The organism is Nitrosomonas sp. (genome assembly GCF_022842015.1).
GTDB lineage: Bacteria > Pseudomonadota > Gammaproteobacteria > Burkholderiales > Nitrosomonadaceae > Nitrosomonas.
The window spans coordinates 11,653-28,405 of sequence record NZ_JALHQJ010000042.1 but is presented as its reverse complement, the minus strand read 5'-3'; the positions used below and the strand labels follow the sequence as shown (position 1 = coordinate 28,405).

The following is a 16,753-nucleotide window of genomic DNA, read 5'->3' as shown; positions in this document are numbered from 1 at the left end:
TCTTCCAGATTGACATAGCTAAAAAGCTGTTGTTGCGAGCGTTCAATTCCGCGCATGATTTATGAGGTGAGTGGGTTCCATCAAATTTTACCCGACTCGGTGGGCTTTTCAACGGCCTGCTAAAGATTTGCTGTTTGATTATAATGAGGCGAGAGCAGGATTCAATGGTTGCATTCCACGCCACAGTTCGTACTCTCAAGATAAGATAATGTTTTTATGAAACTTTTTATTTATATGTATTATTCAATGATTTGCGAAAATACCAAGTGCTTGAGATGTTGCCAGGATTCCTGAAGGTCGAGCAAAGTCACATCAGAATGGGCCGGTTATTTCAAACGTTACGCCATCCGCGCTACTTCCGGTTTTGCCTCGCTGAGAACTGAAATATAGCCGTGATCCATCGGGACTCAGAGCAGGGCCGGATATTTCCGAACGATTATGGCCAATCAATTGTAATAACGGCAGAACGTTGTCGCCAGATAGCACCACAATTTGCATGCTACCGCCATCCTCAGCCACTAGCAATTCACCTGCAGTATTGCCGGTGATATTGTCAACCCCGGTTAACACCGGCGATAGATATGATGCTGCACTATAGAGAATGCCGAGACGCTGTTGCTGTACGTCAAAAACCCACACACAATCATCCCCTTTGGTTGCAAAATAGACGAAACCATGATGATACCAGATGCCTTCACCGCCATTGAACGCGGTGCTGCCGGGAACTTGTTTGCGTGTCGGTACAGTGGTCGCTGAGGGATCGGTCAACGCGTGCCAGCGAACTGTGCCAGTGATGTCGTCAATCACCTCAGCAACCTCCAGAATGCCATCATCCAGATTGGGATTGCCAGCAGTATCGAATGAATGTGCGCTGTAGCGATAAAACCGGCCTTCCGGTTTGTCTTCGGTCAAATACAATTGTTTGTTACGGGTATCCACTGCCACTGCTTCATGCCGGAATAGCCCTAGGGAGTTTCTGGCTTGCGCCGGTTTGTGGCCAAATGGATCACATTCCCATACTTTTCCTTTATCGATTTCTTCGCACGATAGCCACGTTTGCCAAGGTGTATGTCCACCCGCGCAATTACGATTGGTTTGACTCAGAATCGAATACGCATCAACCAACTCACCTTGTGCATTGAATTTTAAAGCCCCTACGCCGCCAGCTTGGCCCTCCAGCTCGCAATTGGAAACATAAATCCAGCCGCCATCCGGAGAAGCAAACGTGGCACCGCCATCCGGTGCCGCGTGCCAAGTATAGTTAAACAGTTTCTGACCTGAATGAGCCACGATACGGGAAGTAAATCCTGCTGGTAAACGCACGCCATTATGATCCGGGGGCAGAAGCTCGCCGCGTGTAGTTAGCGATAATGACAAAGCGGCAGCTTTAGCTGGAGTAGGTAGCAATGTGTTACCGAAAAATGCTCCTAAGCTTATAAATCCATACTGCAATAATTTACGCCGTTTTAGATCTGATGCCTTCATTTTACATGCCGCCTTATGCATCAAACCTCACGATGAACTCAAGGCTTTATGATGCGAGATAGTTTACAATGCTGCGTCGTTTTATATCTGATAGATGAAAGTAATCAAACTATGATTCAAATATTAAAACCAATTGTATCTCTTTTAATGTTTTTAACGGTGCTGTTTTTTGTCAACACGATGCTCATAATCACGACCAGCCTTCCAGTCTGGCTTAGCACGACTTTTTCATTGATCTGCGCGATTCTAGGGGCTTGGTTTACCTGGAAACTGATTTCTGGCGGAAAAATGAATATTCTCATTGCTGTCATTGGTGGCGCTTTAATCCTTGGTGGATTATTTTTTACGGTAAGCTTTTTAGGGCCAATGGTTATTGCCAAAGATACCAGTCAAGGACCGATGATTGGTGTCTTTATAGCGGCGCCGTTAGGGGTAATTTTGGGTGGAATTGGGGGGTATGTTCATGCTACGAGACAAAGAGAGGGGGCGAAGGATTGACGGGAATTCTGACAAATGTGCCAATTATATGGCTTGTTGTTAACAGTTTAAATATTTTATTTTAACGGGTGTAAATGTTGGCTGTAAATCATTATTAAAGGATTATGTAATCATGAGAAAATTCTTTTTAGCAATAAGCTTAGTATTGTCCGCACTGTTTCTTGGGATGCCAGTTTTAGCGGCTGATAAACCAAATTTTATATTTATTCTTACAGATGATATGACACCTGATGACTTTCGTTTTATGCCAAGAACGCAGGAGTATTTTTCTGTTAATGGAGTCCGCTTTACAAATGCGTTTGTATCATATGCTGCTTGCTGTCCATCACGCGCATCTATTCTGACTGGAAGATATTCGAAGAATCACGGCGTAAGATCCAATAATCGACCATCCGGTGGCTTTGATGCGTTCTATAACAGCGGGTCGGAGTCACAGACAATTGCGACAAAATTGCAAGCGGACGGTTATAGTACGGCATACTTTGGCAAGTATTTCAATGAATACGGTACGACTACGCTGGTAGAGCCGGAAAGTTATATCCCACCCGGCTGGAATTATTGGTACACATTTGTGAGCACGAAGTATTTTAACTATAAACTTAACGAAAATGGAGTAGTTAAAAATTATGGCGACGCTCCGGAAGATTATGGCACAGATGTTATAGCCAAGCATGCCAGTAATCATCTTGATGCTGCGCTATCAAGCAGTTCTCCTTTTTTTATGATGATTGCACCATATGCTGCGCATGCATCAACTGAATCAACAGAATCACCCCGTCAGCCGATACCCGCTTCGCGGCACGAAAATCTATTTAATGGCATGAAAGCGCCAAGGTTTGCATCATTCAATCAAGAAGATGTGTCGAATAAAAGCTTTGGTGTCCGCGACAATCCCTTACTGCTACCCGACGATATTGAGTGGATTGACAATAATTTTCGTGCGCGAATAAGGACTCTGCAGTCTGTAGATGAAATGATTGGTAAATTAATTGATCAACTAAAAAACTCTCTCAAGGGTAAAGAAACCTATATCATCTTTACGTCTGATAACGGATACTGGTTTGGTGAGCACCGGTTCAAAGTCGGTAAGGCCGATTTGTATGATCAATCCCATCGTATTCCATTAGCAATTACTGGACCAAACGTTCAGCGTGGTTTTGTTCGCAACGACCTGGTTGTCAACACCGATTTTTTTCCGACGATATTAAGTCTTGCTTCTGTTTCGATCTCTGGGAGTAACCATGATGGTCGATCATTTCGATCATTGATAGAGGCATCAACAAGAGCAACGGAATTTAGCAGAAATTCTTTTTTGCTCGAGACAGGCCGTGACCAGAAAGCTGGAATTCGATTCAGAAACTATACATATTTAGAAACGCCGACTTCCCAAGGGTTGCCCTTTAAAGAGCTGTACGATACTCAACTTGATCCAGATCTTGTTTATAATATTGCACAGAAATTAACAAATGAATCTTCTGTTTCCTTACAAAGCGCGCTAGCTGAATTACTCAATTGTAGCGATGATACATGCAGAGCACTCGAGAATGAACTTTCAGATTTACTTGTAAAATTAATTGACTGAGATAAATCATTTCCAGAGAAGCCGGAGGTAATTTATTCATTACGCGCGAGTTTTTACGTTATGAGCTTTTATGGCCAGATATTTACTGACACTGGTTTAACGCGATAGACGATGGATCAAGCCGCGTTGGCAAGCTGCGTGACTTGCTTAGCAATAGCCTCAACCTCTTCTGCAATTGTATCCACTTCTCTGGGGTCAATGCCTAGCTTGACCCATTCCTGTTCGGTAATTTCTTGTGCAGAGTGTTCAACCATTGCTAAGTCAGGCAGCATTTTCTCTGCAACGTTGACGAGCCTGGCTAAGGATTGATTTATATCCGGCCCCATTGTGTCTGGTATGTGATGATGGCGCATCACAGTAATAATTTCCGCAGGTAATCCCCAATGGATTCCAAGTTGAGCACCGATCTCTCCATGATCTGTGCCCAGTAGTTCATGTTCTATTTCTAATAGTGATGCTTCGGAGGTGGTTCTCAATCTTTCGTGAAGTGTGTCGCTGAGATCCTTGGCGATGAAGTTTAGAACGTTATAACCAATATCATGCAAAAGGCCTGCGAGAAAGATTTGATCCTCCATCGGGCGAATTCTTGCAGGCATATGTTTAGCCATAGTGCGCATTACAGAAGCAATGGTAATGCTGTGAGTCCATAGATCCCTTGCTTTTAATTCTCCTTCGGGTGGTTTAGTGAATGCTGAAACGGTTGCTATGCCGATGGCGACAGATTTAATTTGTGTTAATCCTAATCGCATAGCAGCATCGCTGATTGAAGAGATCATACCCGGAGAACCAAATAAAGAAGCATTTGACAATCCGATAATGCGTGCAGAAATCTGTGGGTCTTGAGCGATGAGCTTGAGTAATTGAGCTTCACCTTCGTCAGTATTCAATGCCAACGTAAGCATTTTTTTGGCAATAGCTGGCATGGCGGGCAGTGTGTGAATATGCTCAAGGGATTGTTTTAAATTTATATAATTAGCCATACTATGCTCCTTTAACGAATTTTCTACTTCTTTTAATACAGTTTTATTTATCCTGATTGTTCACAATCGATGTAAAAGTAATACACGAATGCACAACATTGTTCTGAGCGTTTTATAAGATGCTCAGAACAATAAATTATCCAGAAACTTAGTGTGAGATACGTTGAATCTCAGGTGGCTGGGTAGAATCCATAGGTATCATTATAGAAAGCAAAAGTGATGAGAAAGGAATGAATAGAAATGTAAAAGGTTATCTTTTCCAAGAATTCTTTGTTTAAAATAAGATCGATAAAAACCGAATCGATAGTCTGACATGACGGAAATTCCAGGTTTAACGATGAATAAAGTTACAATGCAATATCGTAATATCTTCGGCACGCCGCAGATGTTTGACGGGGGGAACAGTGGATGCTTGTTCGCAAAAAGACGAAATTAAATCTCCGGTTATCCGTCAATGCACTCTTTCTTTTGCTAGTAAGTAAAAATAGTAATTATTTAGGCTTTAGCTTATGAAAAATACTTTGGTTCGAGTTCGAGTCTTTTTTCAGAAAAGGCAGCTGGTTTTTTTACCTGCCATTCTTGTGGGTACTTGCCTGATCGCGACTGGATTTTATGCTGATTATCTACATTCACAGAACATGGACCGTGAACTACGGGATTCGGTATTTACTCGATCGAGTTTGTTGCGTGCAGATTTGGAAGGAAAAATCACCAGCAATGCTCAATTGGTACAAGGTTTGGTAGCGTCCATTTCTGCAGAGCCGGATTTGTCAACGGAAAAATTTGCCAAGCTAGCGCAGTATTTGTTTAATGATCAGTCAGAGCTACGCAATATTGGTGCTGCGCCAGATATGGTAATACGTTACCTATACCCGATAAAAGGCAATGAGTCAGCGATAGGGCTTAATTTCAGGGAGCATCCTCAGCAGCTTGAATCGGTGCTACGTGCACGTGACAGCGGGAATCTTATTATTGCCGGACCCGTGGATTTGGTCCAGGGTGGACAAGGTTTTATTGCTCGGATTCCGGTATTTTTTGATGATACTGGAGGAAATAAGAGAGTTTTTTGGGGCATGATTTCGGCCGTTATCGATGTGAATCAGTTATATCAAACAAGTGGTTTGTTGGATCTTGCAGAAAAAATTAATATTTCGATCCGAGGCAAAGATGCATTGGGTAAGGCGGGTGAGGTGTTTTTCGGTAATGAGCAGATATTTGAACAGAATCCTGTGTTACTAGATATTTCCTTGCCTAATGGTTCCTGGCAGATGGCTGCTGTGCCCAAAGAGGGATGGGTTGTTGTAGGCAATGACAGAGCTATTTTCCGTTTTGGCTTGATACTCATTGGCATTTTAATCTTGCTGCCAATTATTTTGATGGGTAAGTTTCAACAAAATAAGCGAGACAGTGAAGCCCGGCTCAGGGCTCTGTTCATGATGTCGCCGGTCGGTATCGCATTGAACGAATACGAGACTGGAAGATTTATCGAGATTAATGAGTCTCTGTTAGCTCCAACTGGTTATTCTCGGGAAGAGTTGTTAAATCTCACCTATTGGGACATTACCCCTAAAGGCTACATGATGCAGGAAACTCAACAGCTAGAGAATATGCAAACAACAGGAATTTTTGGCCCATACAAAAAAGAGTTTATTCGTAAAGATGGTAATTGCTATCCGGTTCAATTGAATGGAGTAATGATTCACGATGGATCTGGCCGAAAATTAATCTGGTCGATGGTTGAAGATATTAGTGAACATAAAGCTGCAGAGCAGGAGCTTATTACGGCCCGGTATGAGGCTGAACGAGCAAACAAGGCTAAATCTGTGTTTCTTTCTAGCATGAGTCATGAGTTGCGTACGCCTATGAACGCAATTCTTGGTTTTAGTCGATTACTTGAGCTGGGGGGGCTTGATGACCGGCGTCTCAAATACACCAAAGAAATCAGGACTGCAGGTATTCATTTACTAGCGTTGATTGATGAAGTGCTTGATTTGGCGAAAATTGAGTCAGGGCGTATTGATTTTCGACTGGAGTGGGTTGAAGTTTGTCTTGTTATTGAGGAGTGTATCAGTTTAGTGAAAATACAAGCAGATAGGCAAGATATTAAATTGACACATAGCGGCATGGTGGATAAGGTTTTATATACTGATCGTATTCGACTCAAACAAGTCGTCCTTAATTTTATTAACAACGCGATCAAATACAACCGCAAAGGCGGTAAGGTGCATATCGAACTCAGAGAATCTGTCCGTCCAGGTTACATAAAAATAATTGTTGCCGATTCTGGGATCGGTATTGCTGCCAATAAATTGACGGAATTATTTCAACCCTTTAATCGTCTTGATGCTGCAGCTAGCACCATTGAAGGTACAGGGATAGGATTGTCGCTTACGCGCCGAATCGTTGAAATGATGGGGGGATACGTTGGTGTAGACAGTGAACTAGGTATTGGAAGTGCTTTTTGGTTTGAGTTGCCGGAAAAAGGGATTTCAGATGACGATACCATAACGTGCAGCACCGCCCAGGATTAGGTTGCCTGAGTTGCAGAAAACTACATATCGATTGATCACTACGTCGATAAAAACTAGATGTAGTGGTTTCGATTTGGTCAAAAAACCACTTGGTCAAATCAGGTGGTTATCAGATTAGGTTACTGCTACAATAAATTAAAGTATTCGTATTCAATCAGCGTGGCGGTATTTTTCTTTAATTTCTTCGGGTTATATTCCCCGCCGCTCGCAGCGGGGTTCTTTATTTTACCTGTTGGATATTTTCTCTAAGGTTACCACATTACCATTCAACTTTGCCTGCAAGTTCCCAAGTCAAGCCACCATCGGTTGAAATATAAGCGCTTGCTCGTGCAATACCTATAATGGTGGCATCAATCGCAAAATTAGGAGATAAGCGAAATTCTGTAAATTGAATATTTTGTTGCAGCAGTGCAGCACCTATATTATCCGATGATATTATATGTCCTTTATTGTTGAGGGTAATCCGATACAAACCCTTTCCATGAACAATGACAAAGATAAATCCGTCATTAGCAAAGTTAGGAGAAAACTCAACTTGCTGGATGGCGGTGCCCGGACCTATGTCGTTTTGAGTCATCGTAGCCCACCAATTGCCTCCATTTTTTGAGCGATATAAACCATTGCTTGTACCGACAAAGACTAATTTATCCGTGTCGAATTGAGGAGATACAGCAATTGACAAGTGCTGTTGACCCGGTAGACCGCGCAGTGTGATCGAATCGAATCTTTGTGATTGTAACCAACTGTTACCGCCGTTAGTTGTACGCCAAATTTGCCCAGAGCGAGTTGCAGCAAAAGCAGTCCGGTCATTTGCATAGTTAGGGGAGATAGCTAAGCCTACAATATGCGATGTGGTGGGGACGCCTCGCAGCCAACGCCAACTGGTTCCGCCATCAAGTGTTTGTAGAACGCCGTGTGACCTTGTGCCAACATAGATTTCTCGGTCGCTTTCATACGTGGGTGACAAAACAAATGAATTAATATAGACAGAAAATGGTGATATTTCAGGTATTTTTGGAATAGCTTTTACAGTCCAGTTTTGTCCGAAGTCGCTGGAAAATCCAATATGCGTAGTATTTCGCGAAGCGACAGCCGTTGGTGGGCCTGATTGATTCTTAACGAAATTGACATCGAAAGCACTCATTGGAAGATCTATCCTGCTAGGGACTGGCCAACCGGTCCTATCTATAGTCCATGTCGTGCCACGATCGGAAGAGAGGTATAAGCCTCCACCGAAGTATGTTGTTGCAATCATGCTTTGATCATTGATGAAATTCGGTGACAAAGCCAAGGCGGTGAGTAGATTTTTTCGAGTTTGTTTCTGGGTCCATGTAATGCCGCCGTCTTTCGAGATGAAGAACCCATCATACGCAGAGAGAAAAACTGTTTGATCTGTCGAAAATGTGTTAGATACCTGCAACTCATTGAATTCTTTTAATGAACTTGTTTGTCCGGTAACTACTGCTCCAGACGCATGAAGCGCCCAGCTGTTGCCGCCATTGGTTGATTTGTATACAGCCTTTGTTAAGCTGGTACAGAAAACTGTGCGATCAATTAAATAGTTCGGCGAGAGTGATACATTATTGATGGGTTCCAATGGTAAATTGGCTGGTTTGTTGTTAAATGTTATACCTGTGTCATTACTATAAAAAATCCCATTGCTAGTGGCTAGAAAGATCTCTTTAGGATTCCCTCCCGAAATTGCTATATCGTGAACGGTTGAGCCGCTAACATTTCCGATGCCGCTCCAGGTGAAACCCCCGTCGGTGGATTTTAGCAGACCTCCACTCTTATTCACTGAAATTGCTGTCAGGTCAGTCGTGAAACTGGGTGATACTGCGACCAGCTTTATGCCCGCAGATACATTTTGCACTCTGGTCCAAGCCGCATCTGTTTTGGAACGCCGGTAAAGTTGGCCGTTCAATGTACTCAAAAAAAGCACATAATTATTATTTCCCAACTTTGCAATAGTTAATTTATTGACTCTCAGATTGAAAAGACCAGTATTAAAAATCTCCCAAGTATTTCCCTGATCTAGTGAGCGATAGATACCGTCTCCCTTAGTTGTGGCAAAAACTGTATGATCACTACTATAGTTTGGTGAAACACGAACACCAATCTCTGAATAGACATTGTCCAACCCATTTGGAAGTCTGGTCCAAGTCGTGCCGCCATCGGTGGATCGCAGAATGTTGGTATATTGATCTGAGGTCAATTCTCCATCGGTGGCCAAGAAGACCGTATTATCATTGGCAAAATTAGGGGAAATGCCTAATCCATATACCATATCGTGTGGATTATGGGCGTGAAGGTTATTGCTGATGACACAAAGTAATATGAAAAAGGTGAAAAATGTTACTTCACGCTGAAAAAAACTAATTTTCATTCTCTAGTACCTCTAGTTAAAAATAGTAATATGCGTTATTTCTGGATGCATTTGCTTGATGATGGGCGATAACGCTTAAGACATTTAGCTAACTTTAAATTATTAATGCGCTTTTTGTCGTCAAATTTGAGCGATTATCTAAAATGCCAGATCTCATTATTTACTAAGGGTTATTGTGAATGCTGTCTTATTGATTGTTTGTTTGACAACTCTAAAAATTTCTTAGCTTTCTGTTGGAATATTATTAAATTATATATTATAAAATGCTGCAATCCTAATCGCTGCTAGTAGCATTCATTGTAGATATTCAATATTCATAACTGTAATTATAAAAATGAGGCCTTTGCAAAACCCTCAAATTGTATGTCCGCTTAATACTGCTAATCTTACAAAGATCATAACCTTGTGGTTTTAGATTTAGTCGGTAGTGTCTCAGGATCCGGAAGTTAATGTATAAAAACTCTTTGGACGACCAATACCCGATGATAATTTTCTTGTGGTCTATTTTTACTCACATCACATCTGGCGAGTAAGTATGCACGTAAGGAAACTATGTTTGCCCGATTGATTGTAGATGCGGCCATTTATAAGATTAATTGATTGATTAAAATTTCTGTGTCCCGAACTTTGTTTATGACAAATCGCATCGTTCTATGGTCCATATATAATAATGCTCTTCAATTTGCTATTTTTAATCTCTACTGGGTCTAATTCCCCGCTGCTTGCAGCGAACAATTGAAATTATATCTCTGTTGATACCCCGTAGCTTGCTGCGGGGTTATTCATTCGCCCCTACGCTTTGACAGTCGAATAATATTCTTATAGTTCTCAGGCGATAAGTGACAGGCTGCCTTAATTTTGTAGTTGTACTGTACTGAATATGTCCTGGCATATGTAGGAGTATTTTTACTTGTAAGAGTATTACTTCGATGTTTTATGGCAGCAGAAATACCGGAGGCCAATAGAATATTTATGAATTTCGCGCTAGCGTATGGCGTTAACTAAAAAAATATAAAGAGATACAGGATATTGCAAAGCGACAAGATAATGCTGAAAATACTTGCCAATATCCGTATTTAGTCGCCCATGAAATAATTGTTGCTCGATACTTTTTCAGAGGCGACTACTTAGAGATTGCCTAATCAACTCTTGGCTTTCATGCTGAAGTACTTCGTTCTGAGGAAATTCAACTGATTTCAAATGTATGTTGAATGTTTAGCGAGAAATTCTCCAGCAATAATGTATCTTGGCGTCGCGCGCAAAATCCTCGGGGATCATCGCTGCGCTGATATCTTCAATGATCAAATCGCTTAATATCTCCTTGTCTAATTTAAAACGACGGAAGTTGGTCGAGAAATACAATGTTCCGCCTGGTGCCAGTAAGGCTACGGAATTGCGGATCAGCGATATGTGGTCTTTCTGGATATCGAAGATTTCATCCATTTTCTTGGAATTGGAAAAAGTGGGAGGATCGAGAAAGATAAGATCAAATAGCAGCTTGTGCTTTGCTTGAGCCTGTTGTGCCAACCAGTCCGTGCAATTAGCTCGAATCAGCTGGTGTTTGTCATCGCTGATGTCATTGAGGTGAAAATTTCGCCTAGCCCAATCCAGATAGGTATTAGACATATCCACCGTGATGCTCGATTCCGCACCGCCGATCGCTGCATGCACTGTGGCGCTGCCAGTATATGCGAATAAGTTTAAGAAACGTTTACCCTTGGCTTGCTGCTGAATCAGCAAACGCATTGGACGATGATCGAGAAACAGTCCGGTATCTAGATAATCCTCAAAATTCACCCAGAATTTGCAACTGCCTTCTTGCACGACATGAAAGTGACGGGAATCGCCCTGTTTTTGATATTGATCGGTGTTTTTCTGTATTCGGCGTATTTTTAAAAATACTTGTTCGGAAGGAATTTTCAACGCCTTGGGTATTTCTGCCATCACTCCGGCCAGTCGCTGATTAGCCTTGATGGGGTCAATCGTTTTGGGAGATTCATATTCCTGGACGTTGACCCAGGTTAGTTCGCCTTGGTAAACATCCACGGCCACCGCGTATTCCGGTAGATCGGCATCGTACAGTCGGTAGCAATGTACTTGATTCTGCTTGACCCATTTGGCCAGTTTTTTTAGATTCTTGCGCAGGCGGTTTGCGAACATTTCCGCCTGGCTGTCGGATTGCCCGGCCTGGGCACGGCGGTTGATGAATTCAATGCGTTCCTGCTGAGATTTGGTTTTAGGTTCAAAGAAAGATTTTTCCTCGATGGTGAATCGCAGCAACTTACACTCCAGCGCACCATTGAATAGCGTGATCGGTTTGTGCGAGCGTATTCCCAATCTGAAACCAAGCTCTGGATTGCCGATAATGATTGCTGCTTGCCAGCCGGTAAAATGTTGCTTCAATACCTCTCCAAACTCGCGGTATAACATTCCGGTTTGTTCTTCATCACCGAGACGTTCGCCATACGGCGGATTGCAGGCAATCAATCCTTTTGGCCAACTTATCGCCGCAGATGCATCCGCGATATCACGCTTCTCGATGTGAATCTTGCCTGACAATCCTGCGTTTTCAATATGCTGCAATGCGGCATTGACGCTATCGCGATCCTGATCAAAACCAACGATCACCGGCAATTTGACTAGACCCACCTCACGGCGCTGCTGCGCTTCTTTCAAAATGTTTTGCCACAGTGCAGTATCGTGCTGCTTCCAACCCAGGAAGCCGTAATAATCGCGCTGCAAACCCGGCGCGATATCACTTGCGATCAGCGCACCTTCTATCAATAGCGTACCAGAACCGCACATTGGATCGAGTAGTGAATAGCCTTGCCGGGCGATTTCCGGCCAACCTGCTCGTAGCAAAATCGCAGCTGCAAGATTTTCCTTGAGTGGCGCTGCAATATTGATGTCACGATATCCACGTTTATGAGAGCTTTCCCCGGATAAATCCAAACTCAACTGTGCAATTTCGTTATGCAGATAGACATTGACGCGAATGCTGGGATATTCGGTATCGACATTAGGTCGACTATCAAACTTGGCACGCATTTGATCGACGATAGCATCTTTTACCCTAAGGGCACCAAAGTGAGTGTTATCGATTGCCGGATTATTTTTGCTGCTAAATGATACCGCTAAACTGTCATTAGTACCCAAATGCTCGGACCAGTCGATACGTTGGACACCATCATAAAGATCCTGTTGGGATTTAACCTCGAAACTGCTGAGCAATAACAAAACTCGGTTGGCAGTACGCAGCCACAAACAGGCTTGATAGGCCAGAGTCAAATCACCCTGAAAAGACACGCCAGCTAATTTCTGATGTATATCTTGCCCACCGAGAGCACTGATTTCGTTAGCGAGAATGCCTTCCATCGCTTTCGGCGTGGTAGCAAAGAGTTGGTATTGCGTCATAATTTGTAACTGATTATGGAATAACCCCGTAGGATACTCGAATGTATGCTCGTCGCGCAGTTTTTTGCTTAATCTCTGGCCTGTATTTAAAAGAAATCGAATTTCTTTTTAAACATCGCCGTGATAATCTCTATGTATGGTTGCTTTTAGATTTACTTGCACTTCCTGAGCCTTTTGGTTGAAAAGGAGCAATGATGGATAGACTGGGACTTCCAATTGTTTTGCTGGCAGCTTTATGGGGAGCTGTGAACACGACACTGAGTTTTTTTCAAACCATTAATGCACGGCGTGACTTGATATTTGAGCTGATTGATGAGTGTGGATACTGCGCCGAGAAAACACTGGGGCCGATAGAAATCTATTTTACCAATCTTCTGCCCCTTACCATTGGAAATATCATCTTTCTTGTCTTGATTAGTTATGTAATCCTATCTATCCCGCGCCACATGAAGATTGAAAATACTGCAGAAGCTGAGCATTTAAAAATAGCCTGCCGGGTTATTGCGGTACTTCCTATTTTCGGAGCAATTTCTTTTGCTGCTGGCGGTATATTTGATATGGTCATTCTTATCCGGTCTTTTAATTGATGAGGGATTCTCCAATCAGAGTTTTCGTTTTTGCCTTTTTGTCTGCAAATCTCGGTCTTGGTGGCTGTGCAGTCATGGACAAAGATATTCCGGGTTGGTCACAATATCGTAATTCAGGGACGATTAGTGAACTGCAACTGACGTCTAAAAGCTACGGCGAAGGCGATCCGGTGCTTCTAATTCACGGTTTCGGCGCTAGTAGTTATAGCTGGCGACATATTATTGAACCCTTGGCGCAGAAATACCGAGTAATTACTATTGATCTGAAAGGTTTTGGCGAATCGCCCAAACCGCGTGATAACGCTTACTCTGTTTATGAGCAGGCAAGATTGGTAAGGAATTTTATCCTCGAAAACGACCTGAAGAATTTTCATATTATCGGTCATTCTTATGGTGGCGGGGTAGCACTGGCCACATCGATATTTTTAGTCTCATCGCATCCGAATCTACAGCGCAGTCTGGTGTTAATAGACAGCATTGCCTACCCACAAGAATTGCCAGGGTTCGTGAAAATATTGGCTACTCCAGTATTGGGGCCACTAGTGATTTACGCTATTCCAAATTCTATCCAGGTGAAAAGCCTGTTGAAGAAAGTGTATTTTAACGATGCTATGATTCCGCAAAGTGCCATCGACCACTATGCCAAAAATCTCAGCAAGCCCAATGCAAAATACGCAACGCTTGCCAGCGTGCGGCAGATGCTGCCAGAAGATTTACAGCAATTCTCAGAAAACTATGCTAGTTTGACCCTCCCTACGTTAATCATATGGAGCAGTAACGACGAAATTGTGCCACTGGCAATTGGTGAGCGTCTACATGAGAATTTGCCCAACTCAAAACTGATTGTCCTTAGCGATGTCGGCCATGCTGTTCAAGAAGAAGAACCATCATTGGTATTACCTTATTTGCAGGAATTTTTGGATGCTGAAGCGCATAATGCACAGTCTGGATTGTAATTGTAGCCGAGTAGAAAGTTAACTATTATTGCTTATCATAAAGTTAAAGCCACCAGTTTTAGGCGGTGGTTGTTTTGTCAGTTTTTGCTAGGGATATCCACTTTAGCATATGAAAATATTTCTTGACATTCTAAATCGTCCACAATTCTGGAAAGCTACAGTAGCTACTAGAAATGACTTAATGTCAAGCTGAGGAATATTTCGTAACCATATGATAAATGTTCCATAATAATAATGTTAACTTATTAATCAGTCCAAGAAAAATCCTTAGAAATATTCGGGTTAGCCAGTCAAACAAAGAGTTGTTCACAAAGTTATCCACAGAAATTGTGGGTAATTGAAGAAACTATATGACAAATAAGGCAATAACTCGAAAAAAGGGACTGCAAATTATACTGAGATCTTTGCGCGGACAAAGGCCCGTTGAGAAGGGCAAATATCTCCAGTGGTGAGCGGAATTCCAAAACCAGAGCGGTTAATGGTGGACTGGAATCTGTGAGAGTTATTGTCGTTCTTTGCGTATCCCATTGCTCCACTTTTGCATGATTTCACGTTTCATTGCTTGTCCATATTTTTAGAGAAACTTCATTTATTCTACGAGTTAACTGTCAGTATGAGTTTTCCAATGAATTGGTTTTGTTCAAGAAAGCGCTGTGCTGCAGCAGCATCTGCCAGCGTAAAAGTACGCGCAATTTCCACCTGTAATTTATGGGCATCAAACAATGTCGCGCATTGTTGCAGTATTTCGCCTTGATGACGTTTCGCATCTTCCAGTTCGAGCAAAACTGGTGTCAACATTAATTCAAGACTGAAGCGGATATTGCGCAAACGAGCCTCTCCCCAGTCAGTATCCGGCGCGGATTGCAGAATGGTTACGACATCACCGTAGGGTTTGACGCAACGAAAACAGCTTTGTAGTATTTTCGGCCCTACGGTATCAAGCACAATATCCACGCCATTATCGTTTGTCCAGCGCAGTACCTCTGCAACTATGTCCTGCGTACGGTAATTGATGATCAGGTCTGCACCTAGGCGTTTTGCAAAATTTACTTTTTCTTCAGTGCTTACTGTGGTGATGACGCGGGCTCCGGCCAACTTGGCTAATTGAATAGCGGCATGACCAACGCCACCGGCACCGGCATGAATTAATATAGTTTGATTTTGAGTGATGCGTGCACGATCATGCAATGCTTCCCATGCGGTAATAAAAACCAACGGTGCAGCAGCGGCCTGCTCGAAGGATAGTGAACGCGGTTTAAATGCAAGTAAATTGGCGTCGACATGCACGTATTCGGCATAAGTGCCTTGGCGATTGTTAAAGCCGGGTTGTGAAAAATAGACTTCATCGCCGGGTCTGAATTTATTCACTCGCATTCCTGCGGCTTCAACAATACCGGCCCCATCGCATCCGGGTATCACTGGAAAAGTGACCGGAAATCGCTCGGGAGTTGTGCGAATTTTGCAGTCGATTGGGTTGATACCAATTGCTTTGATGCGAACTAAGACTTGATTTTCATCGCAATGACTTGATGATAGTGCAATATCTCCAAAACACAAACTATCCGCTGAACCACCTGCGTCAAAATAAACTGCTTTCATCTTTTGCTCCGACATATGGTTGATTGCTAGAGACCTATACAAAGCCATAGTTCTTAAAAATTAATGCCGTGTATTACATTAATTATTGGTAATCATGCCGTAGAGTTTATCCTTATGTAATAAACGCTTCTTTTTCAATTCTTCCAGATACTCGTCAGCGGTGTTTTCGACACCTTCTTCGATTCTGAGAATTTCGCGATTGATATCATGGTATTCGTCAAACAGGCGGGCGAAGTGACTATCATGAGTTTTTAATTCATGAATGCGATCGTAATACTCAGGAAATTCGTGGTGTAAATCATGTTTCTCTATCATGGCTGGCTCCTTACACTAGCTATATGGACGTAAAATTATAAGTTTTATACTATAAAGATTATGATTGTTTAGTGAATTGCTATGCTGTGGTGTATTAGAGTTTTTTTTCGAAGCCTTCACATTTTTTTTCACGTGATTTAAAGTTTACTGATATGCAGTTAGACTTTGCAAGCCATCTTTTAATTTCCTAAAGGGTGAAACAGGATTTACAGGAAATTTGTACATAGATTGCATAAATAGTGAACGCCCTAAGTTATAAATAGACTCGATCTTATCCAAAACATACGTAGAATCTTAAGAAATAAATTTTGAATTGAAAGCTACAGCTCTGCTAGAACCAAGCATATTGGAAGTTACATAGATTCTTTTGAGTAAGCGGACTGAACCTCGATGCGCTATAATTTTACGTTTATGTTACCG

12 protein-coding genes are annotated in these 16,753 nt (G+C 42.4%); 6 read left to right on the top strand and 6 right to left on the bottom strand.

The features are described from left to right. Positions 1-312: 312 nt before the first annotated feature. Positions 313-1,485 (bottom strand): alkaline phosphatase PhoX, encoded by a 1,173-nt coding sequence (locus Q0C11_RS09245; RefSeq protein WP_293007263.1) that lies wholly within the window; start codon positions 1,483-1,485, stop codon positions 313-315. 111 nt (positions 1,486-1,596) lie between these two features. Here Q0C11_RS09245 and Q0C11_RS09240 point away from each other — a divergent pair, with 111 nt between their 5' ends. Both Q0C11_RS09240 and Q0C11_RS09235 read left to right on the top strand, forming a co-directional pair. Next, on the top strand, positions 1,597-1,983 hold the full coding sequence (locus Q0C11_RS09240; RefSeq protein WP_293007262.1) for a multidrug ABC transporter permease: 387 nt from the start codon (positions 1,597-1,599) through the stop codon (positions 1,981-1,983). Between the two features lie 112 nt (positions 1,984-2,095). After that, positions 2,096-3,565 (top strand): sulfatase, encoded by a 1,470-nt coding sequence (locus tag Q0C11_RS09235; protein WP_293007261.1) that lies wholly within the window; start codon positions 2,096-2,098, stop codon positions 3,563-3,565. A gap of 116 nt (positions 3,566-3,681) precedes the next feature. Here the strand turns inward: Q0C11_RS09235 and Q0C11_RS09230 are convergent, their stop codons facing one another. Further along, positions 3,682-4,545, bottom strand: a complete 864-nt coding sequence (locus Q0C11_RS09230; protein WP_293007260.1) for an HDOD domain-containing protein — start codon at positions 4,543-4,545, stop codon at positions 3,682-3,684. A 509-nt stretch (positions 4,546-5,054) separates the two neighbouring features. Here Q0C11_RS09230 and Q0C11_RS09225 point away from each other — a divergent pair. After that, positions 5,055-7,076, top strand: a complete 2,022-nt coding sequence (locus tag Q0C11_RS09225) for an ATP-binding protein (RefSeq protein WP_293007259.1) — start codon at positions 5,055-5,057, stop codon at positions 7,074-7,076. 259 nt (positions 7,077-7,335) lie between these two features. Here Q0C11_RS09225 and Q0C11_RS09220 read toward each other — a convergent pair whose 3' ends face one another. Together Q0C11_RS09220 and rlmKL are read right to left on the bottom strand one after the other, a co-directional pair. Then, positions 7,336-9,462, bottom strand: coding sequence for a hypothetical protein (locus tag Q0C11_RS09220; RefSeq protein ID WP_293007258.1), 2,127 nt, complete (start codon positions 9,460-9,462; stop codon positions 7,336-7,338). Positions 9,463-10,677: 1,215 nt separating this feature from the next. Then, entirely contained in the window at positions 10,678-12,876 is a 2,199-nt protein-coding gene (gene rlmKL / locus Q0C11_RS09215; RefSeq protein WP_293007257.1) for a bifunctional 23S rRNA (guanine(2069)-N(7))-methyltransferase RlmK/23S rRNA (guanine(2445)-N(2))-methyltransferase RlmL, read from the bottom strand. A gap of 41 nt (positions 12,877-12,917) precedes the next feature. Between rlmKL and Q0C11_RS09210 the strand changes: the two genes are divergently transcribed. The 3 genes from Q0C11_RS09210 to Q0C11_RS09200 all read left to right on the top strand — a co-directional run bounded on the left by Q0C11_RS09210 (position 12,918) and on the right by Q0C11_RS09200 (position 14,419). Next, positions 12,918-13,058 carry a hypothetical protein gene (locus Q0C11_RS09210; RefSeq protein WP_293007256.1) on the top strand — a complete coding sequence of 47 codons (141 nt, stop codon included), beginning with the start codon at positions 12,918-12,920 and terminating at the stop codon, positions 13,056-13,058. Between the two features lie 9 nt (positions 13,059-13,067). Continuing rightward, complete coding sequence (locus Q0C11_RS09205) at positions 13,068-13,463, top strand: hypothetical protein (RefSeq protein WP_293007255.1); 396 nt, start codon at positions 13,068-13,070, stop codon at positions 13,461-13,463. A gap of 74 nt (positions 13,464-13,537) precedes the next feature. Then, on the top strand, positions 13,538-14,419 hold the full coding sequence (locus Q0C11_RS09200) for an alpha/beta hydrolase (RefSeq protein WP_293007254.1): 882 nt from the start codon (positions 13,538-13,540) through the stop codon (positions 14,417-14,419). A 594-nt stretch (positions 14,420-15,013) separates the two neighbouring features. Here Q0C11_RS09200 and Q0C11_RS09195 read toward each other — a convergent pair. Both Q0C11_RS09195 and Q0C11_RS09190 read right to left on the bottom strand, forming a co-directional pair. Continuing rightward, positions 15,014-16,018 carry a zinc-binding dehydrogenase gene (locus tag Q0C11_RS09195; protein WP_293007253.1) on the bottom strand — a complete coding sequence of 335 codons (1,005 nt, stop codon included), beginning with the start codon at positions 16,016-16,018 and terminating at the stop codon, positions 15,014-15,016. A gap of 78 nt (positions 16,019-16,096) precedes the next feature. Beyond that, positions 16,097-16,333 carry a DUF465 domain-containing protein gene (locus Q0C11_RS09190; protein ID WP_293007252.1) on the bottom strand — a complete coding sequence of 79 codons (237 nt, stop codon included), beginning with the start codon at positions 16,331-16,333 and terminating at the stop codon, positions 16,097-16,099. Between the last annotated feature and the right edge of the window lie 420 nt (positions 16,334-16,753).

Coding starts and splice junctions, on each gene's coding strand:
- Q0C11_RS09245 (WP_293007263.1), bottom strand. CDS start 1,485: ATGAAGGCATCAGATCTAAAACGGCGTAAATTATTGCAGTATGGATTT.
- Q0C11_RS09240 (WP_293007262.1), top strand. CDS start 1,597: ATGATTCAAATATTAAAACCAATTGTATCTCTTTTAATGTTTTTAACG.
- Q0C11_RS09235 (WP_293007261.1), top strand. CDS start 2,096: ATGAGAAAATTCTTTTTAGCAATAAGCTTAGTATTGTCCGCACTGTTT.
- Q0C11_RS09230 (WP_293007260.1), bottom strand. CDS start 4,545: ATGGCTAATTATATAAATTTAAAACAATCCCTTGAGCATATTCACACA.
- Q0C11_RS09225 (WP_293007259.1), top strand. CDS start 5,055: ATGAAAAATACTTTGGTTCGAGTTCGAGTCTTTTTTCAGAAAAGGCAG.
- Q0C11_RS09220 (WP_293007258.1), bottom strand. CDS start 9,462: ATGAAAATTAGTTTTTTTCAGCGTGAAGTAACATTTTTCACCTTTTTC.
- rlmKL (WP_293007257.1), bottom strand. CDS start 12,876: ATGACGCAATACCAACTCTTTGCTACCACGCCGAAAGCGATGGAAGGC.
- Q0C11_RS09210 (WP_293007256.1), top strand. CDS start 12,918: ATGTATGCTCGTCGCGCAGTTTTTTGCTTAATCTCTGGCCTGTATTTA.
- Q0C11_RS09205 (WP_293007255.1), top strand. CDS start 13,068: ATGATGGATAGACTGGGACTTCCAATTGTTTTGCTGGCAGCTTTATGG.
- Q0C11_RS09200 (WP_293007254.1), top strand. CDS start 13,538: ATGGACAAAGATATTCCGGGTTGGTCACAATATCGTAATTCAGGGACG.
- Q0C11_RS09195 (WP_293007253.1), bottom strand. CDS start 16,018: ATGAAAGCAGTTTATTTTGACGCAGGTGGTTCAGCGGATAGTTTGTGT.
- Q0C11_RS09190 (WP_293007252.1), bottom strand. CDS start 16,333: ATGATAGAGAAACATGATTTACACCACGAATTTCCTGAGTATTACGAT.